Source organism: Klebsiella indica, from assembly GCF_005860775.1.
GTDB lineage: Bacteria > Pseudomonadota > Gammaproteobacteria > Enterobacterales > Enterobacteriaceae > Klebsiella > Klebsiella indica.
The window spans coordinates 65897-87608 of record NZ_VCHQ01000005.1; the positions used below are offsets into that span (position 1 = coordinate 65897).

General features: G+C 54.4%; 18 protein-coding genes. 5 read left to right on the forward strand and 13 right to left on the reverse strand.

Annotation, left to right across the window (positions count from 1 at the left end; translation table 11 throughout):
• Positions 1-45: 45 nt before the first annotated feature.
• From glgX to yhhW, 7 genes are all read right to left on the reverse strand, one after another.
• Positions 46-2022, reverse strand: coding sequence for a glycogen debranching protein GlgX (gene glgX, locus FE839_RS03745; RefSeq protein WP_138359292.1), 1977 nt, complete (start codon positions 2020-2022; stop codon positions 46-48).
• The gene (gene glgB, locus FE839_RS03750; RefSeq protein ID WP_138359294.1) at positions 2019-4205 is read right to left on the reverse strand and encodes a 1,4-alpha-glucan branching enzyme; all 2187 of its coding nucleotides are present in this window, start codon (positions 4203-4205) and stop codon (positions 2019-2021) included. The genes glgX and glgB overlap by 4 nt, the downstream gene beginning before the upstream one ends.
• A gap of 253 nt (positions 4206-4458) precedes the next feature.
• Positions 4459-5565: an aspartate-semialdehyde dehydrogenase gene (gene asd, locus FE839_RS03755; protein WP_138359296.1), complete on the reverse strand. Its 1107-nt coding sequence runs from the start codon at positions 5563-5565 to the stop codon at positions 4459-4461.
• 343 nt (positions 5566-5908) lie between these two features.
• Positions 5909-7249, reverse strand: a complete 1341-nt coding sequence (gntU, locus tag FE839_RS03760; protein WP_138359298.1) for a gluconate transporter — start codon at positions 7247-7249, stop codon at positions 5909-5911.
• Positions 7246-7779 (reverse strand): gluconokinase, encoded by a 534-nt coding sequence (gene gntK / locus FE839_RS03765; protein WP_138359300.1) that lies wholly within the window; start codon positions 7777-7779, stop codon positions 7246-7248. The genes gntU and gntK overlap by 4 nt, the downstream gene beginning before the upstream one ends.
• Before the next feature lie 183 nt (positions 7780-7962).
• Positions 7963-8958 carry a gluconate operon transcriptional repressor GntR gene (gene gntR, locus FE839_RS03770; RefSeq protein WP_138359302.1) on the reverse strand — a complete coding sequence of 332 codons (996 nt, stop codon included), beginning with the start codon at positions 8956-8958 and terminating at the stop codon, positions 7963-7965.
• A 93-nt stretch (positions 8959-9051) separates the two neighbouring features.
• Complete coding sequence (gene yhhW, locus FE839_RS03775; RefSeq protein WP_138359304.1) at positions 9052-9747, reverse strand: quercetin 2,3-dioxygenase; 696 nt, start codon at positions 9745-9747, stop codon at positions 9052-9054.
• A 583-nt stretch (positions 9748-10330) separates the two neighbouring features.
• Here yhhW and yhhY point away from each other — a divergent pair.
• Positions 10331-10819 (forward strand): N-acetyltransferase, encoded by a 489-nt coding sequence (gene yhhY, locus FE839_RS03780; protein WP_138359306.1) that lies wholly within the window; start codon positions 10331-10333, stop codon positions 10817-10819.
• Positions 10820-10905: 86 nt separating this feature from the next.
• Here yhhY and ggt read toward each other — a convergent pair whose 3' ends face one another.
• On the reverse strand, positions 10906-12648 hold the full coding sequence (gene ggt / locus FE839_RS03785; protein WP_138359308.1) for a gamma-glutamyltransferase: 1743 nt from the start codon (positions 12646-12648) through the stop codon (positions 10906-10908).
• Positions 12649-12769: 121 nt separating this feature from the next.
• Between ggt and FE839_RS03790 the strand changes: the two genes are divergently transcribed.
• On the forward strand, positions 12770-13048 hold the full coding sequence (locus FE839_RS03790; protein ID WP_138359310.1) for a DUF2756 domain-containing protein: 279 nt from the start codon (positions 12770-12772) through the stop codon (positions 13046-13048).
• Between the two features lie 51 nt (positions 13049-13099).
• On the opposite strand, the gene ugpQ is transcribed toward FE839_RS03790, so the two are convergent.
• From ugpQ to ugpB, 5 genes are all read right to left on the reverse strand, one after another.
• Positions 13100-13840: a glycerophosphodiester phosphodiesterase gene (gene ugpQ, locus FE839_RS03795; RefSeq protein WP_138359312.1), complete on the reverse strand. Its 741-nt coding sequence runs from the start codon at positions 13838-13840 to the stop codon at positions 13100-13102.
• Positions 13837-14907, reverse strand: coding sequence for a sn-glycerol-3-phosphate import ATP-binding protein UgpC (locus FE839_RS03800; RefSeq protein WP_138359314.1), 1071 nt, complete (start codon positions 14905-14907; stop codon positions 13837-13839). Before FE839_RS03800 ends, ugpQ begins: the two co-directional genes overlap by 4 nt.
• An 8-nt stretch (positions 14908-14915) precedes the next feature.
• Complete coding sequence (gene ugpE, locus FE839_RS03805) at positions 14916-15761, reverse strand: sn-glycerol-3-phosphate ABC transporter permease UgpE (RefSeq protein WP_138359316.1); 846 nt, start codon at positions 15759-15761, stop codon at positions 14916-14918.
• Positions 15758-16645 carry a sn-glycerol-3-phosphate ABC transporter permease UgpA gene (ugpA, locus tag FE839_RS03810; RefSeq protein WP_138359318.1) on the reverse strand — a complete coding sequence of 296 codons (888 nt, stop codon included), beginning with the start codon at positions 16643-16645 and terminating at the stop codon, positions 15758-15760. Before ugpA ends, ugpE begins: the two co-directional genes overlap by 4 nt.
• A 96-nt stretch (positions 16646-16741) precedes the next feature.
• The gene (gene ugpB, locus FE839_RS03815; RefSeq protein ID WP_138359320.1) at positions 16742-18058 is read right to left on the reverse strand and encodes a sn-glycerol-3-phosphate ABC transporter substrate-binding protein UgpB; all 1317 of its coding nucleotides are present in this window, start codon (positions 18056-18058) and stop codon (positions 16742-16744) included.
• Between the two features lie 266 nt (positions 18059-18324).
• Here ugpB and FE839_RS03820 point away from each other — a divergent pair, with 266 nt between their 5' ends.
• From FE839_RS03820 to FE839_RS03830, 3 genes are all read left to right on the forward strand, one after another.
• Complete coding sequence (locus FE839_RS03820) at positions 18325-19092, forward strand: IclR family transcriptional regulator (RefSeq protein ID WP_138359322.1); 768 nt, start codon at positions 18325-18327, stop codon at positions 19090-19092.
• 366 nt (positions 19093-19458) lie between these two features.
• Complete coding sequence (locus tag FE839_RS03825) at positions 19459-20358, forward strand: dihydrodipicolinate synthase family protein (RefSeq protein WP_138359324.1); 900 nt, start codon at positions 19459-19461, stop codon at positions 20356-20358.
• 18 nt (positions 20359-20376) lie between these two features.
• On the forward strand, positions 20377-21687 hold the full coding sequence (locus FE839_RS03830) for an MFS transporter (RefSeq protein ID WP_138359678.1): 1311 nt from the start codon (positions 20377-20379) through the stop codon (positions 21685-21687).
• The last annotated feature ends 25 nt before the right edge of the window (positions 21688-21712 follow it).

Here is a 21712-nt window from a genome sequence, read left to right on the forward strand (position 1 = left end):
CTTCTCGCCGCGCCGCCGCTTCGAGACCAACCGGAAGCCTCGAGGTTACGACCTTTGAAATACGCACAATCCGTGCGCGGGCCCATGCCAGACAGCTATAGTGACCGGATTATCCTCTCCGGCGAAAGGTGGAATGGCATGCCATTCCCCCGTTGGTAAAGTCATCTCAGCCACCTCGGCGGTGGCATTGAACGTCATCAACCAGCGATCGGATAAGACGATCTGCATACGCGGTACGCCGTGCTGCCACTCCTCGGCAGACAGCGGCTGCGCATTCTGGTTTAGCCAGCGCACACGACCGTCTCCCTCCTGCCACCAGCGGTTTTCGGTTAATGCCGGAATACGCTGGCGCAAATGAATCAGTGCGGCAGTGAACGCGGTCAATCCGCGGTTAGCCTGGTTCCAGTCCAGCCAGGTCAACACATTGTCCTGGCAGTAAGCATTATTGTTGCCATGCTGACTGTGGCCATGTTCGTCACCCGCCAGCAGCATCGGCGTCCCCTGCGCCAGCAGCAGCGTTGCCAGCAGGGCATGAACGCTGGCGCGACGTCGTTCAATCACAGCAAGACTCCCTTCTAACCCTTCTATACCATGATTGTTGCTGTAGTTATTGTTAGTCCCATCGCGATTCTCTTCCCCGTTTGCCTCATTATGTTTCTGATTGAAACAAACGCAGTCGCGAAGGGTAAAACCATCGTGCGCGGTGACCAGATTGACCGCTGCCGCCGGCGCTCTTCCATTACGCTGAAAGACATCGCTGGACGCGGCAAAACGCTGAGCGAAGTCGCCCAATGAGACATTTTGTTGTAACCAGAAACGACGCGTGGTATCACGGAAATGGTCGTTCCATTCAGCAAAAAACGGCGGAAAATTACCCACCTGATAGCCGCCAGGGCCAATATCCCAGGGCTCGGCGATCAGCTTCACTTCCGCCAGGCGCGGGTCATTACGGATAGCCTCAAACAGCGGCGCATCCTGACGAAACGCCGGCGTACGCCCCATCACCGAGGCCAGGTCGAAGCGAAAGCCATCAACGTGACACTCATCCACCCAAAAACGCAGGCACTGACGGGCATACTCCACCACGCCGGGGTGGCTGAGGTTGAGAGTGTTTCCGCAGCCCGTCCAGTTGTGGTAGTCCCCATCTTCTCTGATCCAATAATAGCTACGGTTGTCGATACCGCGCAGAGAGAAGGTCGGCCCTTCGAGATCGATCTCAGCGCTATGGTTCAGCACCACATCAAGGATCACCTCAATGCCCGCCGCATGCAGTGCTTTTACCGCATCGCGAAACTCCTTCAGCGCCTGCTCCGGCACGCTGGCGTAGCGCGTATCAAGGGCAAAAATCGCCAGCGGATTGTAGCCCCAGTAATTGCTTAACCCCATCCGCTGAAGACGCGGCTCACTGGCAAACTGCGCTACCGGCATCAGCTCCAGCGCGGTAATACCCAGCGCCTTGAAGTAGTCGATCATCACCGGATGCCCCAGCGCGCTGTAGGTGCCGCGAAGCGCCTCCGGCAGTTCAGGGTGCAGATACGTCAGCCCTTTGACGTGGGCTTCATAAATCACCGTCTTGCCCCACGGCGTGCGCGGCGGCTTATCGCCGCGCCAGTCATAATGCAGATCCACCACCCGCGACTTTGGCGCTATCGCCGCGCTATCGCGGTTATCGGCAACATGATCGCCGCCGTGAAGACGTTCATCGTCAGGTAACTCGCCGTCCACCTGATGACAGCAGGGATCGATCAACAGCTTGGCCGGGTTAAAACGATGCCCTCGCGCCGGGTCCCAGGGACCGTGGACGCGATAGCCGTAACGCAACCCCGGTCCGGCGTCGGCCAGCCAGCCGTGCCAGATATCACCGCTGCGTTCGGGCAGATCAACACGCCGCTCATTGCCCTGTTCGTCAAATACACAGAGTTCCACCCGTTCCGCATGGGCGGAAAAGAGCGCGAAATTTACCCCTTTACCGTCGTAGCTGGCCCCCAAAGGCGCGGGTTTTCCTGCTGTGAGTGCGATCATTCCGCCTCCCGCACCAGCCAGATCGTCGCCAGCGGCGGCAACGTAATCGAAAGGGAGTGCGCACGGCCGTGGCTGGCAATCGCGTCGCTTGCCACAATTCCGCCATTGCCGGTATTACTCCCGTGGTAATACATTGAATCGGTGTTCAGCTCTTCACGCCAGCGGCCAGGCTGGTTGATGCCAAAGCGATAGTCATAACGCGGCACCGGGGTAAAGTTGCTGGCGACGATAATTTCATTACCCGCTCTGTCGCGACGCACAAAGATAAACACCGAGCGCTCATGATCGTCCACCACCAGCCATTCAAAGCCATAAGGATCGAAATCCAGTTCATGCAACGCTTTGTGGTGACGATAGGTGTGGTTTAAATCGCGCACCAGCCGCTGGACGCCGTGATGCCAGTTATCCCCACCGTCCAGCAGGTGCCAGTCAAGGCTTGCGTCATGATTCCACTCGCGCCCCTGAGCAAATTCATTCCCCATAAACAGCAGCTTTTTACCCGGGAAGGCAAACAACCAGCCGTAATAGGCGCGCAGATTAGCGAATTTCTGCCAGGCGTCGCCCGGCATGCGGTCGAGAAGTGATTTTTTCCCGTGTACCACTTCGTCGTGGGAGAGCGGCAGGACAAAATTTTCGGTGTAGTTGTAGAGCATACCGAAGGTCATCTTGTCGTGATGATAACGGCGATGCACCGGGTCGAGCTTCATATAATCGAGAGTGTCGTGCATCCAGCCGAGGTTCCACTTGAACCAGAATCCCAACCCCCCCGTGGAGGAAGGACGTGAAACTCCGGCAAAATCGGTGGACTCTTCCGCCATCGTCACCGCCCCAGGCGTCTGTTCACCCAGCACCCGGTTGGTATTACGCAGGAACTCAATCGCTTCAAGGTTTTCCCGGCCGCCATATTCATTCGGCACCCACTCGCCGTCTTTGCGACTGTAGTCGCGATAAATCATGGATGCCACCGCATCCACCCGCAGCGCATCAATGCCAAAGCGTTCAACCCAGTACAGGGCATTGCCGACCAGATAATTGCTGACCTCGCGACGACCATAGTTGTAAATCAGTGTGTTCCAGTCCTGATGGTAGCCTTCACGCGGGTCGCTATGCTCATACAGCGACGTACCATCAAACGAGGCGAGGGCAAAATCATCTACCGGGAAATGACCCGGAACCCAGTCAAGGATGACGTTGAGGCCTGCGGCGTGCGCAGCGTTAATAAAATAGCGGAAATCCTCTCGCGTCCCGAAGCGGCGGGTTGGCGCATACAGCCCGGTTGGCTGATATCCCCAACTGCCATCAAACGGATGCTCGTTAACCGGCAACAGTTCCAGATGCGTAAACCCCATCCATTTGGCGTAAGGCACCAGTTGATCGGCAAGTTCGCGGTAGCTCAGCCAGAAGTTATTATCGGTATGGCGACGCCAGGAACCGAGGTGTACTTCATAAATTGATATTGGCGCATCAAACTGATTCGCCCGCTTGCGTGCTTCCGGCTGTTCGACCTTCTCCGGCAGCCCGCAAATCAGCGAGGCGCTATCCGGGCGCATCTGCGCTTCAAACGCGTAGGGATCGGACTTCACCCGCAAATGACCATGAGCATCGATAAGCTCAAATTTATACAACTGGCCGTTGAGCGCGCCAGGAACAAACAGTTCCCAGATACCGGATTCTTTGCGCAATCGCATTGGATGACGGCGACCATCCCAATAATTAAACTGTCCGACGACCGAAACCCGTTGAGCGTTAGGCGCCCAGACCGAAAAACGGGTACCCACGACGCCATCCATCGTGTCGGCGTGCGCGCCCAGCGTTTCATAGGGTCGCAGATGCGTACCTTCCGACAACAGCCAGACATCCAGATCCTGCAACAACGGGCCAAAACGGTACGGATCATCAATCAAATTTTGCTGACCGTGCCAGGTGACGGCCAGCTGATAACGAAAAGGGTTTTTACGCCGCGGCAGAACACCGCTAAAGAAACCGCGCGAATCAAGGCATTCTAGTTTGCCGACTTTGCGCCCGGTTTTTGGTTCGATGACCCACACATCGGTGGCATCGGGTAATAATGCACGAACTTCCAGCCCTGCGTCGGTGTAATGCATGCCAAGCACGGAAAAAGGGTCCGCAAAATAGCCGGCAATAAGCGCATTAATCACGTCCTTATCAATACGATTAGACATGGTTTCGTCCTGTTGTAGGTGTCGCCCTTTCCTGCATGCGGCGACTTTTTTTGCCCTGAACGACGCAGCACATTTTGCACCTTCCTGCGCCGTCCCACCTTCAGGTAAGGAAACACCATGGCTCCTTACTTAAAGCATAGCCAAGGCTGAATTACCTCCGTTAAGAAAAATAAAAAACATTCGCGTCTACTCCCTGTATTACGCAAAAAAAAGGGGTGATTCAACACCCCTTTTCTCATCTTGTGACAATGAATTACGCTAATTGCTTTAACATGCGACGGAGCGGCTCGGCGGCTCCCCACAACAGCTGATCGCCAACGGTGAAGGCCGACAGATACTCCGGCCCCATATTCAGTTTACGCAGGCGGCCCACCGGCGTGCTCAAGGTGCCGGTGACGGCGGCCGGAGTCAGCTCACGCATGGTAATGTCGCGATCGTTCGGTACCACTTTGGCCCACGGATTATGCGCGGCCAGCAGTTCCTCAACGGTCGGGATAGAAACATCTTTTTTCAACTTAATCGTGAACGCCTGGCTATGGCAGCGCAGGGCGCCAACGCGAACACACAGACCGTCGACCGGGATCGGAGAAGCCGTCGCGAGGATTTTGTTGGTCTCCGCCTGCCCTTTCCACTCTTCACGGCTCTGACCGTTATCCAGCTGTTTGTCGATCCATGGGATCAGGCTGCCCGCCAGCGGAACGCCGAAGTTGTCCACCGCCAGCTCTCCGCTGCGGGTCAACGAGGTCACTTTGCGTTCAATATCAAGGATCGCAGAAGCCGGGTCCGCCAGTTCAACGGCAACATGGTTGTACAGTTGCCCCATCTGGCCCAGCAACTCACGCATATGACGCGCACCGCCGCCGGATGCCGCCTGATACGTCGCCACGCTGACCCACTCGACCAGATCCTGAGCAAACAGGCCGCCGAGAGACATCAGCATCAGACTGACGGTACAGTTGCCGCCGACAAAGGTTTTCACGCCATTATTCAGACCGGCGGTGATCACATCCTGGTTCACCGGGTCAAGAATAATGATGGCGTCCTCTTTCATACGCAGCGAAGACGCTGCGTCGATCCAGTAACCCTGCCAGCCGCTTTCACGCAGCTTTGGATAAATATCGTTGGTGTAATCGCCGCCCTGACACGTGACAATAATATCCAGCGCCTTCAGCGCTTCCAGATCAAACGCATCCTGAAGCGTGCCACCGGTGCGTCCTCCAAAGGAGGGTGCAGGCTGCCCCAGTTGAGAGGTGGAGAAAAAAACAGGGCGAATGGCGTCAAAGTCGCGCTCTTCAACCATGCGTTGCATGAGAACAGAGCCGACCATTCCGCGCCAGCCGATAAAACCAACATTTTTCATAACATATTCCTGCGAGGTGTGTGCTGTTTGTTCCAGGCCAGTTTCCTACTGGTTAGCCCCTCACATTACAAAATGCAGCTAAAGTCGCAAGTGAAATTAATCAATGATTGACCACTAATCAGTAACACGGCTAATTCCGTATTGCGGCTGACGCCATTGGTTTCAGAAAACCATAATAATTATCAGTGAATTAGCCAGAATGATGAACGATGCCATCTTTGGCGCATTCCCCGTAAAGGGAAATTAGCCGGGGTCGAAAGTGATAATATTTCGCTAAAAAAATCGCGGGAGAAAGGGGATTAACCCGGCCGTGTTTTACTTCGCCGGGTCATTATTCAGACGCTTAGCTCAACAGCGTAAACGCAATCATACCGACAATCGCGCCAACCGTGCCGAGGATGGTTTCCATCAACGTCCAGGTCTTCAGCGTTTGCGCTTCTGTTGCGCCGGTGAACTTACCGAACAACCAGAAACCCGCATCGTTGACGTGGCTGACCACAATAGACCCACCGGCGATACAGATAGAGAGCGCCGCCATCTGCGCGCCGCTGTAGTGCAGTTGTTCGATAACCGGCATCACCAGGCCCACGGCCGTCAGGCAGGCGACGGTCGCAGAGCCCTGAATAATACGCACCGCCGCCGCCAGCACGAAGCAGGTGATCGCAATTGGCAGCCCCATACCGGTCAGCGCTTCGCCGAGCGCCGGACCTACTCCGGAATCCACCAGTACCTGCTTGAACACGCCGCCCGCCCCGATGACCAACAGGATAATCCCCGCAGGCTGGAGCGCATGGCCGCAAATCTCCATTACGCGATCTTTCGCCATTCCCTGACGCACCGCCAGCCCATAGATAGCCACCAGGCAGGCCACCAGGATAGCGGTAAATGGATGGCCGATAAATTCAAACCATTCATAGGCCGCTGAGCCCTCTGCTACGAAACGCGCGGCGATGGTTTTCAGGCCAACCAGCACTAACGGCAACAGAATTAACGCCAGGCTAAAGCCAAATGACGGCATTTTGCCTTCACCAAGGTGCGGCTCGCTAATATCATCGGGAATATGCAGCTCAACGTAGCGGCTGATAAAATTGCCCCACAGCGGCCCGGCAATAATCATCCCCGGAATTGCGGCGCACAGACCAATCAGGATCATCCAGCCAAAGTCAGCGTGCATCTGAGAAGCCAGCAGCATCGGCGCCGGCCCCGGCAGCAGGAATGCCGCCGCAGCGGCGACCCCGGCAAACAGCGGGATCACCAGCTTCACAAGGTTGGTGCCGGTGTGACGCGCCATTGAGAAAGCCACGCTAATCAGCAACACGATCGCCACTTCAAAAAACAGCGGCAGCGCACAAATAAGCCCGGCCAGGCCTATCGCGTAGTGAGCGCGATTATGGCCAAAGGACTTCAGCATCTTGACGGCAATCTGGTCGACCGCGCCGGTTTCATGCAAAATTTTACCGAACATCGCCCCTAGCGCGACGACAACGGCCAGAAAGCCCAGCGTGCCGCCCATCCCCTTTTCCATCGTCGCCGCGATTTTATCCAACGGCATACCGGAAAAAAGCCCTGCGCCAATAGAAACCACCATCAAAGCCAGGAAAGCATGCATACGCGCCTTCATGACTAAAAACAGCAGCAGCAAAACGGAGCCGACTGCTGTTAAAACAAGCGTTAATGTACTCACTCGTGACTGCCTTTGTTAATCACCTCAATGGTGCTGGCGACCACACCCTCCAATGGCTGATCGATATCAACGACGAAAACATCGTGTTCATCCGTCCCCGGCTCTTGCAGCGTTGCAAACTGCGTGACCAGCATCTGGGTTTTGAAGAAGTGGCCTTTACGCGCCTTCAGGCGTTTTTCAATGACCGCAAAATCGCCCTTCAGGTAGATAAAAGAGAGATTCGGATTGCCTTTACGCAGAATGTCGCGATAGCTCTTTTTCAGCGCAGAACAGACAATCAACGACACTTCATTGGTGCGCTGCATGGCAAATGCGGCATCGTTCAGCGCCTGCAGCCACGGCGTACGATCATCGTCATTCAACGGTTCGCCGGACGCCATTTTGTTGATATTGCTGCGCGGATGCAGAAAGTCGCCGTCGAGAAACGCGGCATGTAGTTGATGCGCCACTTCGCTGGCGACAGCAGATTTACCGCTGCCGGAAACGCCCATCAGGACATAAATGTGGTGATCATGGTTAGTCGTGCTCAAAGCTTCCTCCCACTGGACACATACGCGCAGCTCTGACTGCTTTAAACAGTGTGAATATGCTCGCGTAGCGATGAATTGTTACGGGTAACTGTTATCGGTAACATTGTCATGCCGACGATGTGGAGAAGCAATAACCATTGCTGTCAGATGTGAATATGTGTGATCTACTTCAAATTTGTCAGTTTAAATAGATCCGCCTGGTGACAATGTGAAACCTAAATCTAACATCTCTGGCGTAACCACTTCACCGCGAATACGCGCCAGCAAACGTTCAGCGCCAATCCGCCCCATTCGTTCACGCGGCGTGAGGACGCTGGCCAGACGCGGCTCCATCACCTGGCCGATATCATGGCCGTGGAAACCGGCGATCGCCATGTCGTCAGGGATCCTCAGCCCCAGGCGCTGACACTCGAATGCAGCGCCGACCGCAAGGTCGTCGTTGGTGCAGAAGATGCCGTCAAGCTGCGGATATTCGCGGCGCGCCTGACGCATCAGCTCAATCCCCGAGGAATAAGACGAAGACTGCTCGACCATCACGCTGTAGGGCGTCATCCCGGCATCAAGCATTGCCTGCTCATACCCTTTCTGTTTGATGATGGTACGTTCATCAAGGCGCGCGCCCAGATAGGCAACGTGACGGTGGCCACGGTTGATTATCGCCGCGGTCATCTGGCGCGCCGCTTCAAAGTTATCAAAACCGACGGCAATATCGAGACACGGCGACTTACTGTCCATCAGTTCAACCACCGGGATACCCGCCACTTCAATCATCTTCAGGGTACGTGGCGTATGGGTTCGTTCGGTAAGGATCAGGCCATCGATGTTCCATGAGAGCATCGATTCCAGGCGTTTTTCTTCCATATCCGGCTTATAACCATAGTGCGCCAGCATGGTCTGGTAGCCGAAAGCGTCGGTCACGCTTTCAATGCCGCGCAGCACTTCCGAAAATACCTGATTCGTTAGCGAGGGCAACAGCACGCCAATGGCGCGGCTGGTTGCATTGGAAAGGATGTCAGGCGCGCGATTCGGAATATAACCCAGTTCATCGAGAGCAACGGCAATCTTGCCACGCAGCGCTTCGGAAACCTGTTCCGGGTTACGTAAGTAGCGGCTGACCGTCATTTTGGTCACGCCGACAAGATCGGCGACATCCTGAAGTACGGGTCTTTTCTTTTTCATCGTCCTGACTGTGATAAATGGGAGACATTTTCCCAGTTTATCACGGACAAAGCTCAACCTTTCCTGATCCTTAGGAAAGGTTGATTAAATTATTTATACCGGCGGCAGGTCGAACAGCAGAATCTCGCTATCGCTGTCGGCATGTACGGAGATCGCCTGCTCATCCCAAATCGCCAGACCATCGCTGGTAGTGGCTTTTGTTCCATTAATAGTCACGTCACCTTTTACCACCTGGATCCATACCCGGCGATCGGCGGCAATCTGGTGTACCGACTGTTCGTCTTTCAGCAACGCCCAGCGATACAACTCCATATCCTGAAACACCTTCAGCGAACCGTCGCGGGCATCCGGCGACAATACCAGCTGTTTGCCCTGTACAGCGTCAAAGCGCCGCTGTTCATAGCGCGGAGTGATGCCATTTTTTTCCGGAATGATCCAGATCTGGTACAGATGCAGTTTTTCCGTGTCGCTTGGGTTGTACTCAGAGTGACGGATCCCAGTTCCTGCACTCATGATCTGGAACTCGCCCGCCGGAACCTGCTCTTTGTTGCCCATGCTATCCTGGTGCTCAACGGCCCCTTCCAGCACATAGGTCAGGATTTCCATATCCTTGTGCGGATGCGTACCGAAGCCCTGGCCCGCGTCAATCACGTCATCATTGATAACGCGCAGCGCTGAAAAGCCCATAAAGTTCGGATCGTAATAGTTAGCGAAAGAGAACGTATGCCAGGAATCCAGCCAGCCGTGGTTAGCGTGGCCACGTTCGTTAGCTTTGCGTAAATAGATCATATTGCACCCCCATATGTTTTCGATGGAGTAAGTGTGGACGCGATCGTTAAACAATCATAGAGGGTGAAAATTGACTCCTCTGTTCAAAAAATATGAATAAGTAAGGAGATACCCAGGTCGCTTATCTGGTAAGGAATATGGTGGTATTCAATGGCAGCACAGACGCATATTTCTGGCTCTTCCTGCGCATCAGAAGGTATCATAACTTCAGATTCATTGACGTAGCTTACGTCAGAGATAAGGTTGCCGCCGGTTGCCGAAAAGCGTAATACCGTGGGCTGTACAGCCGAAATCGCAGAGAGAAAGATGGTACAAACCTCAGGCATGAAGAGGTAACCCGACTTCCAGTGCTGCAGAAAAAGAACAAAAAAAAGCCAGCACCCGGCTGGCTAAAGTAATACTGGAAGCAATGTGAGCAATGTCGTGCTTTCAGGCTTTCCGCAAGGGTCTCCCTGAACGCAAAGCAATAATAATCATTCTCATTCGCACTTGTCTACTCTTTTTTTACAAAAAATAGTCGTTGACGATTTTTTTACCGTCAGAGATGTTGAAAGGGACTTGCAACCCACTAAGGATAAGAAGAATGAGTGACATAGTGATACGCCATGCCGAACCACGCGATGCTGAACCTTTACGTCAGTTAACTGCGCATCCGGAGGTCTATCACGACACGCTACAGCTCCCCCATCCGGCGATGGAAATGTGGCAGGAACGCCTGCAACCCAGGCCCGGCAGACGTCATCTGGTGGCCACTATCAACGAACAAGTTGTCGGCCATGTGGTGCTCAGCGTGGAGCCAAATCCTCGTCGCAGCCACGTAGCGACCTTCGGCATTAGCGTGGCATCCCAGGCGCACGGTCGCGGCGTTGGCAGCGCGCTGATGCGCGAAATGGTTAACCTGTGCGATAACTGGTTGCGTATCGAACGCATTGAGTTAACCGTATTTACCGACAATTCCGCCGCTATAGCGCTTTACCGCAAATTTGGCTTTGTTGTGGAAGGCACCGGCAAGCGATTCGCCCTGCGTAACGGCGAGTATGTGGATGCGTACTTTATGGCGCGGCTGAAGTAATCTTTAAGGAATTTCCCGGTGGCGCTACGCTTACCGGATCTACGCTCTCGTGAGCCGGGCTAACGCAATGCCGCCCGGCCTATAAATCAGTACCCGGCCGTTAAATCATCCGGCGAACGCGGATCGGACGCGCCATACAGCGTACCATCCGGGCCAATCATAATACTCTGCGTGCTGCCCATCGCCGCTTTTACCGCCACTTTCTGCCCTTTGTCCTCCAGCAGCTTCAGCGTATCCGGGCTAAATCCCTTCTCCACCCGCAGTTCATCCGGCAACCATTGATGATGGAAGCGCGGTGCATTGGTTGCTTCCGCGACGTTCATACCGAAGTCGATAGTATTCACTATCATCTGCAGCACAGTGGTGATGATACGACTGCCGCCGGGGCTGCCGGTCACCAGCCAGGTCTTGCCGTCTTTCACCACAATGGTCGGCGACATGGACGACAGCGGACGTTTTTTTGGCTCGACGGCGTTGGCGTCACCGCCAACCAGACCATAGACGTTCGGCACGCCGGGTTTAGCGGAAAAGTCATCCATCTGGTTATTCAGCAAAATACCGGAATTCCCCGCGACGATACCAGTGCCAAAGATTGTATTCAGCGTATACGTTACCGCGACGGCATTACCGTCCTTATCCACCACCGAGAAATGCGTGGTCTGATTGCTTTCGTAGGGCGCCAGCTTGCCGGGGCGAATCTGACTCGACGGTTTCGCTTTGTTGATATCGATCTGTTCGGCAATGGCTTTGGCGTACGCTTTGCTGGTCAGCGCCTGCCACGGCACGTTGACGAAATCCGGATCGCCAAGATATTCCGAACGGTCGGCATAAGCATGTTTTTCCGCTTCCGCCATCACCTGCATGGCATCAGCGCTGCCGAAGCCGAACTTATGCATATCGAAGTTTTCCAGAATATTGAGGATCTGCACGATATGAATCCCGCCGGACGAGGGCGGAGGCATGGAAAAGATCTGATAGCCGCGGTATTCACCGCTAATCGGCGTGCGTTCAACCGCTTTGTAATTCGCCAGATCCGCTTTGGTGATCAGCCCGCCGTTATTCTTCATCTCATCAGCAATCTGCTGCGCGATAGCACCTTTATAGAAGGCGTCGGGGCCATGCTCGGCAATCAGTTCCAGACTCTTGCCCAGCTGTTTTTGCACAAGCCTGTCACCCTTTTTCAGCGGTTCGCCGTTTTTCCAGAAAATAGCGCGACTATTGGCGTGGTCGGGGATTACTTCGCTCCCGTAGGTTTTCAAATCATCAGCCAGCGCATCGTTGACGATAAATCCTTCCTCCGCCAGCTTAATCGCCGGGCGAATCACCTTGTTAAGCGGCATCGTGCCGTATTTCTCCAGCGCCAGGGAGAAGCCGGCAACGGTGCCCGGCGTACCGGAGGCCAGGTGCGAAGTCAGCGATTTCTTGCTGTCCGGATTACCCTGATCGTCAAGGAACATATCGCGGGTGGCCTGCGCCGGGGCCATCTCACGGAAGTCGATCGCCGTCGTATGACCGTCTTTAGTGCGCAGCATCATAAAACCGCCGCCACCGATATTACCGGCCTGCGGATGCGTCACCGCCAGCGCATAGCCCACTGCCACGGCGGCATCCACCGCGTTGCCGCCCTGGCGCAGAATATCCACGCCGACCTTTGTTGCCAGCGCGTCCACCGAGGCCACCATCCCCTGATGAGCGCGAACCGGATGAAAAATATCCTCCTCTACACCATAAGAAACCGGAGGTGGAGCGGGATTCGCCGCGACGCTAAAACTCCCGCATGCCAGTAAAACAGCGATGACCACCTGACGCCAGAGCGTTGTTTTTATCATTGCCATACTCCCGAAATGTGTTGTTACCCCAGCATAATAGTGGTCGATAAATCCTAAAAGATCATTGTGGTAGCGGAAAGAAGGTAAACTAAAACGATCCCACACAAGGGAGGAGATAATCATGAAAGCCATTTTATATCTGGCGGCGCTGATCCCGCTGAGCGCTTTAGCGCAGCCGCTCAATAGTAATAACAATAACAATCCTAATCAGCCAGGATACGTGATACCCAGCCAGCAGCGGATGCTAAACCAGATGCAGACGCAGCAAATGCAGCAACAAAACAAACTAAAACAGGATATACAGAGCCAGACGCGCACGCAGCAGCAGCATCTACAGACGCAACTGAATAACAATCAGCGGCGAATACAGCAGAATAACAATGTGAATACCGAACAATAGCGAGGAAACGTTGCTGCGGCAGACGTCCCCATCAGGGCCGTCTGCTACAGATTACGCTGAAAACCGGGGGCCGATAACGTCAATCGCATCGGTACAGATGCTATCCACGCCCCAGCGTAGCAGTTCGGCGGCACGCTGCGGTTTATTGACGGTATAGACGAGAATATATAAACCCGCCGCCTTCAGGCTCGCTACGCGCGTTTCATCCAACAGCTTGTGATTAAGATGGAGAGAGACGCAGCCAAGGCGAGCCGTCAGTTCGCGCCAGTCATCACGCCACGCATCTACCAACAGCCCGCGCGGCAGCTCGGGCGTCGCTTCCTGCGCCGCTTCCAGTGCATCTATATCAAACGATGAGAGCAGCGGCGGCGTCATTCCCTGCCAGAGCTCACGGGCCGCCAGCGCCACCATTTTACCGGTCAGCGGACCGGTGCCGGTGGTCGGTTTAATTTCGATATTCGCCATCATACCGTACTGTCGGCAACGCGCGGCAACGTCACTCAGCAACGGCAGCGGCTCGCCCTGGAATTCACCGCTGTACCAGCTCCCGGCATCCACTTTTTGCAGATCGCTCCACGCCAGCTCGCCCGCCACGCCCCAGCCGTTGCTGGTGCGTTCGAGGTTGTCGTCGTGCAATAAAAAAATCTGCCCGTCTTTCGATAACTTAGCGTCAAACTCAATCATCGTATGGCCATAACGCGCACCGGTATCGATGGCCGCCAGAGTATTTTCCGGGGCCAGTTTACCGCCGCCGCGATGGGCAACAATTGAGGGATAAGGCCAGTGACTCATACGCGTCGTCCTGTCTCACTATCAAAGAGGTGCAAATGATCCTGCGGCAAATGCAGCCACAGCGTATAGCCAGCCTGAGGACGCTGCTGGTGCGGCAGCCGAACCACCAGCTTCTGCTCGCCCCACCGCCCGTGGGCAAGGTTATCAGCACCTAAAATCTCCAGCGTATCCATAACCAACGGTACGCCACCTTCCGCCTGAGAGCTTAATGCAAAATGTTCCGGGCGGATACCCAGCGTCATCTTACGCCCGGCGTAGCGGCGATGCGCGTTATTCATTGGCAAGCAGACGCCCCCCTCAAGCTCAAAGCGGCTGCCATCGTCGCTGACCCGGCCTTCCAGCAGATTCATTGCCGGGCTGCCGATAAAGCTTGCCACAAAGCGGCTGGCCGGTTTTTCGTACACGTCGACCGGCGTACCAATCTGTTCAGCGATGCCTTTATTCATCACCATCACTCGCTGCGCGAGGGTCATCGCCTCGACCTGATCGTGGGTTACGTACAGCGAAGTGGTATTCAGACGACGGTGTAGCTGTTGCAGTTCAAGGCGCATCTGCACGCGCAGTTTGGCATCAAGGTTGGAGAGCGGCTCATCAAACAGGAACACTGCCGGATCGCGTACAATTGCCCGTCCCATCGCCACACGCTGACGCTGACCGCCGGAGAGTTCACGCGGGCGACGCGTTAACAAACCGTCCAGTTCGAGGATCCGCGCCGCTTCCCGGACGCGCTCGGCAATCAGCCCTTTGCCCATGCCGCGGATTTTCAGCCCCCAGGCCATATTCTCTTCCACGCTCATATGCGGATAGAGGGCGTAGTTCTGGAACACCATCGCAATGCCGCGATCTTTCGGTTCCATTTCGGTGACGCGCTGGCGGTCAATCCAGATATCGCCGCTGGTGACCCGCTCAAGCCCGGCCACCATGCGCAGCAGTGTCGATTTACCGCAGCCGGATGGCCCAACCATCACAATAAATTCGCCGTCCGCGACGTCCAGCGTCAACGGTTGGATCACCTGGGTTTTAGCATCCCAGCTTTTGGTTACTGCCTGTAATTTTAAACCAGCCATAAAATTTCCTACTTCTCACTGTCCACCAGGCCGCGCACAAACGCCCGCTGCATGGCTAAAACGATGACCACCGGGGGAATCAGCGTGAGCAGCATCGCCGCCATCACCAGGTTCCACTGGGTGGTGCCTTCACCAAATGCGATCATCCCTTTAATGCCCGCCACCGCAGTACCGAGGTTCACATCCTGAATAATCAGCAGCGGCCACAGATACTGGTTCCAGCCGTAGATAAAGGTGATGACGAACAGCGCCGCAAGATTGGTTTTCGACAGCGGCAGTACGATATCGCGGAAGAAACGCATCGGTGACGCGCCATCGATACGCGCGGCTTCAATCAGCTCATCCGGCAACGTCATAAAGAACTGGCGGAACAGGAAGGTGGCGGTCGCCGAAGCCATCAGCGGCAGCGTGAGTCCGGCATAACTGTCGAGCATTTTCAGGTTGGCGATCACTTCCACGGTCGGGAAAATGCGCACCTCAACCGGCAGCATCAGGGTAATAAAGATCATCCAGAAGAACAGGTTACGCAGTGGAAAGCGGAACCAGACGATGGCGAACGCGGAGAGCATCGATACCGCGATTTTGCCTGACGTAATACCCAATGCCATGATGAAGCTGTTGAGTAACATCAGCCAGAACGGCGCACTGTTGGCCGCCACGCCGTTCAGCCAGATGTTTTTTATGTTGTCGAGCAGATGCGCGCCGGGAATCAACGTCATCGGCGTTTCAAAGACCGCTTTACCATCCAGGGTCGCGGCAACAAAGGCGACGTACAGCGGGAACAGAATGACGGCAATGCCTAAAATCAACATAGTGTGGCTGAAAATCGTCAGCCCGCGACGGTTCTCAATCATTGGTAGCGCACCTTACTTTCAACATAGCGGAACTGCACCACCGTCAGAATAATGACGAGGAACATCAGCACCACCGACTGGGCGGCGGAAGCGGAAAGATCGAGTCCGGCAAAACCTTCGCGATAGATTTTATAAATCAGCGTCGTCGTTGCCTGCACCGGTCCGCCGCCGGTAGCGGCATCAATCACCGGGAAGGTATCAAAGAAGGCGTATACCAGATTAACCACCAGCAGGAAAAAGCTCACCGGCGCAATCAGCGGCAGCGACAGCCTGAAGAAGCGGCGAACCGGCCCGGCGCCGTCGATCGCGGCGGCTTCCACCAGCGAGCGCGGGATGGATTGCAGCGCGGCGAAAAAGAACAGGAAGTTGTAACTAATCTGCTTCCATACCGAGGCGAAGACCACGAGGAACATTGCCTGGCCGCTGTTCTGCGCATGGTTCCAGTCATAGCCTAGTTCGGCGAGAAAATGCGTAATCAGCCCGCGGCCTGGGTTAAACAGAAAAATCCACAGCACGGCGGCGACCGCAGGCGCCACGGCATAAGGCAGCAGCATCAGCGTCTGATAAAAACGGCTGCCGCGCACCACATAATCCACCAGCGCGGCGAAAAACAGCGAGATCAGCAGCCCGCTGAAGGTGACCAGCGTGCTGAATTTAATCGTGGTCCAGAAAGAATCCAGGTAGTACGGGTCATGGAACAACGCGAAAAAGTTAGCCAGGCCGACAAACTGGCTGGAGAGCCCAAATGGATCGACATTCTGCAGGGAATACCACAGCGCTTCGCCCGCGGGCCAGATAAAGAAGATGACGGTAATCGCCAGCTGTGGCGCGACCAGCAAATATGGTAGCCAACGAGAGCGGAATACCGGACGGGATGATGACATAAGCGTTTGGTTCCTGAACAGCGCCGGGTGGCGGCTTCGCCTTACCCGGCCTACGGTCTTGTAGGCCCGGTAAGCGTAGCGCCACCCGGCATTTTGTTAAGACTTCGTCGACTGCTCAAAACGGCGCAGCAGTTGATTACCGCGCTCAACGGCGGAATCCAGCGCCTGTTGAGGCGTTTTTTTACCGGTCCATACGCTTTCCAGTTCCTCATCCACGACGGTGCGGATCTGCGGCATATTGCCCAGGCGCAGGCCTTTGGTGAACGGTAACGGCGGCTTGTTCAACATCTGCCGCGTCGCGATATCAGCGCCAGGATTCTTATCGTAGAAGCCCTGCTCGCGGGTCAGGTTATAAGCGGCGGTGGTAATCGGCAGATAACCGGTTTTCTGGTGCCATTCGGCGGCAATTTCCGGTTTGGTCAGGAAATCGAGGAATTTGGCGACGCCGGTATAAGTGGCGTTATCTTTACCCTTCATCACCCACAGGCTGGCCCCGCCGATAATGGCGTTTTGCGGCGCGCCCTTCACGTCGGCGTCGTAGGGCATCATACCCACGCCGTAGTTGAACTTAGCGTACTGACGGATATCGGCCAGCGAACCGGAAGAGGCAGTGGTCATCGCGCAGTCGCCGTTATAGAACTTCTCGGTAGACTCATCTTTACGCCCGTAGTAGCTAAAATCGCCCTTCTTGTTCATCGCTTCAAGCAGGGCGATATGCTTCACCTGCACTGGCTTGTTGAATTCCAGCACCGCATCGGTACCGTCGAAGCCGTTGTTTTTGGTGGCGACCGGCAGCCCGTTCCAGGCGCTGAAGTTTTCAATTTGAATCCAGCCCTGCCAGCCGCTGGCGTAACCGCACTTCATTCCGGCGGCTTTCAGCTTCGCGCTGTACGCCGCAAGATCCTGCCAGGTTTTCGGCGGCTGGTTCGGATCTAATCCGGCTTTTTTGAAGGCGTCTTTGTTGTAATACAGCACCGGCGTGGAGCTGTTAAACGGCTGAGAGAGCAGATGGCCGGTTTTGGAATCGGTGTAATAGCCGGAAACGGTCGGCACGAACTGCGACTCATCAAACTTGATGCCCGCATCGCTGAATACCTGATAAACCGGCTTAATCGCTTTGGACGCCATCATCGTCGCAGTGCCGACTTCATAAACCTGCAAAATAGCCGGCGCGTTACCGGTACGGAAGGCGGCGATGCCTGCGCTCAGGCTCTGTTCATAGTTGCCTTTGTACACCGGAACAATTTTGTAGTCCGGGTTGGCTGCGTTGAAACGTTGCGCCAGTGAATCAACTTCTTTCCCCAGTTCCCCTTCCATTGAGTGCCAGAAAGGAATAGTGGTTACCGCCAGCGCTTGACCGGCAAATGCCAGGCTAAGCGCCAGCCCTAAAGCTGTATGTCGTAACGATATCATCGGTTATCTCTCTTGTGTTTCAAATGCGCGATTTCACGCGTTTTATGTTCGCGGGAGTAACATGACACGCTCGAATGACAGAAAAATAACTGTTTTATTACAATAGCATTACGGCTAATTGGCAAAATGGTGATGAAACAGTGAAAAAGGGCCGATAAATGGCAAAGTGAAAAAGAGACGCTGTGCGGACTACAGATAAATGAGGATCTGTAGTTAAATAGGGGTTGTTAAAACGTTCTCTCCGGCGAACCGTCACAAGGAAAAATATGAAGGCGCTTCATAAACCTACCGAGCGTGTCTTACTCATTCTGGAAACATTAGCCAACGCGGAGGGGATGACGCTCTCTGAACTGTCGCAGAAAACGGGCATTTCTAAAGGGACCATATTTCCCATCCTCAAATCATTACAATACCGGAAATATATCAGTTACGATGATCGCAACGGTATTTACACCCTGGGCATCTCATGCGCGGTTCTGGCCAGTTCAACGGTGGAAAAAGAGTTCTGGCTTAAAATGATCAACAGCGAAATGCAGGCGGTGGTCAATGAATGCAATGAGGTTTGCCAGCTCGGCATTCTTGATGATGCCTGGGTGCTCTATGTTGATAAAGTCCAGGGCGACCAGACCGTACAACTGGTATCGAAGGTCGGTACCCGCCTTCCGGCAATCTGCTCCGCATTAGGAAAAGCGCTGTTACATAAGCACCGCGACGACGAGATTCTGGAACTTTATCCGCAAGGTTTTCCTCGCGTCACCGCACGCAGCGTCAGCAATATAACTCAGCTTCGTCAGCAGTTAACCCAGGTCGCCGCCAACGGCTATGCCATGGACGATCGGGAAATCAACGACGATACCATTTGCTTCGCCGTTCCTCTGCAGCAGAAAGGTATTATTCTGGCCGCGATCAGCGTTTCACTGCCGTTTTTCCGCGCCACCGATGAAAAAACGCAGCAGGTCACTCATGCGTTGCAAGAGGCGAAAAATCGTATCGAAAGCGTGCTGAACAAGCTGCCCGATATCAAAAATTACTGATCAATCCCCGTCATCCTTCACGTTGCCTGTGCGTTGACTGTGGATTACCCGGCCTACGGCCTCACCTCTACGAGGCCCGCGCAAGCGCTGTGCAAAACGGTTGACCGCTTTGTCATGCAACTCAAATTATTTAAGATGGATTCGTCGACAATCCCGCCGGAATTGTGATTACCCACACAATATCAATATTTAATTCCCCGTAGTGGCTGCTTGTCAGCCCGTCTATTTATCTATTAATTCATTAAGTTAATTACTTATCCCGCCGCGTTTTGCGCCATTTGACTTCCCATTCCCCCATGTGTTTACTTATTCATGATCGAAAATACAAACATCATTTGTATATACGAACAACGCAAGAGGTAAAATATGCAAAGTCGTTACATCACCCCGGCAATAACCGTTTTTGATGAACGTGGAAGACTGGATCCTGAAGGCAATTTCCGCCTGTACGATTTCATCAAAAATAGCGTGTCGGGATTTGTCGTCATGGGCAGCACCGGTGAGTTTTTCTCCCTGGATATGAAAACATCCCGTCAGATTATTCAAATCGCGGCGGAATTTCCCCGCGGAGGAATACAGGCTTATGCGGGCGCCAGTCGCATGGATATTGATGAGTGCGTGGAACTGGCAAACTACGCTGATGAGTGCGGACTTGATGGGGTCATGATCATCAGCCCCTGGTACTTCCGCCTGACTGATGAAGGAATTTATACATTTTACAGTCAGATAGCGCGCCGAACTGCCGCAAAAATCTTCATCTATAACTTTCCGGAGCGCACCGGCTATTCCGTCTCGCCGGAAATCTGTCTCCGGCTTGCCAGAGAATTCCCGAACATTATCGGCCTGAAAGACACCGTTGCGGACACCAGTCATACCTCGCAGGTGATTCGCCAGGTAAAATCTGAACGACCATATTTCGAAGTCTATGCCGGTTATGACAATAACTTTGCCCACAATGTCTTGTCCGGAGGGAATGGCTGTATTGGCGGTTTATCCAATATTTGCCCTGAGATCTTCCGCGACTGGATGCAGGCATTTAATGATAACGATCTGCGCCAGATCTCGCTATATCAGCAAAAAGTGGATGATTTAATGGCTATTTATGCGGTTAACGATCCGTTCATTCCGACATTCAAAAAAGCGTTACAACTGCGCGGAATTATTGAGTCCGACCGCTGCACGCCACCTTTTAGCCCCCTATCAACCTGCCAGACCGCAAGTATCCAGCAGATACTTTCCCGTGCTGGTATCGCCATTAATGCCTGACCCCAGCACGGAGGTATGATGAAAACGATCGCCGCTTACGACAACCCGGTATTGAATTCCGCCATTACGAAATCGTGGAAGCGCCTGGTGCCACTGATGTTTATTTTATACTTCATCGCCTTTATCGACAGGGTCAATGTGGGATTCGCCAAAGAGGCGATGCAGGTCGATATTGGCCTCTCCAGTTCCGCCTTTGCCCTCGGCGCAGGAATATTTTTCGCCGCCTATGCGCTGTTTGGCATCCCCGCCAACCTGATCCTGAATAAGATTGGGGCGCAAAAATGGTTAAGTATCACCACCATTCTGTGGGGCGTACTCTCTGCGCTCACCGGCCTGGTCCAGACGGAAACTCAGTTTATTGTCCTGCGCTTTTTACTGGGCCTGGGCGAAGCGGGTTTTTACCCCGGCATTCTGCTACTGGCCTCGATCTACTTTCCCAATAAGGTTCGGGCATCTGTGGTCGGCATCTTCGTGCTCGGCGTTCCCCTGGCATTGACCTTAGGTTCGCCAATCTCCGGCGCGCTTCTGGAAATGCACGGATTCCTCGGCAAGCCCGGCTGGTTCTGGATGTTCTTTATCGAAGGGATCCCGGCGGTCATCATGGGCATCTTCGCCTGGTTCTGGCTTGACGATACCCCGGCCCAGGCTCGTTTCCTGAACCAGGAGGAGAAAAAAGCCCTTATTGAGCAGCTTCAACTGGAGCAGAAACAGACCGAAACCAGCAGCGTTATCACCGCGCTGAAAAGCCTTAAAGTCTGGCACCTGGCGCTGATCTACGGCACCATCCAGATCAGCGTTTATGGGCTGATGTTCTTCCTGCCTTCGCAAGTCGCCTCGCTGATGGGATCCACGCTCGGCTTTAAGGAGTCATTAGTTGCCGCCATCCCCTGGGCCTGTTCCGCAGTAGGGGTCTATTATATTCCACGTCTGGCGGACAAAATGCCAACCCGCCGGGTTGTGATTTCAGTCATTTGTATGCTGGCTGCGGCGCTGGGGCTGTTCGTTTCCGCCTGGTCCGGCCCGGTACTGGCCATTGCCGCCCTCTCCCTCTCGGCAATCGGCTTCCTCTCTGTACAACCGATTTTCTGGACCTTTCCGGCGCAAATTGTGTCAGGGTCGGCACTGGCGGCCAGCATCGGTTTTTGTACCACGATGGGCGCTTTTTGTAGCTTTCTGGCACCGCTCATTCGCGTTGAAGTCGATGCGTTCTTTGGCAATGATTCGGCGGGCCTGATCGCCCTGTCCCTTATCACCGTCTGCTGCGCATTGCTGATTGCCGCGCTGGCGGGCAGAAAGGCGGCCAGTAACGTCGCGGTTCCCCATCACTAAGGTTCTGATGTGCTGATAACAAAGG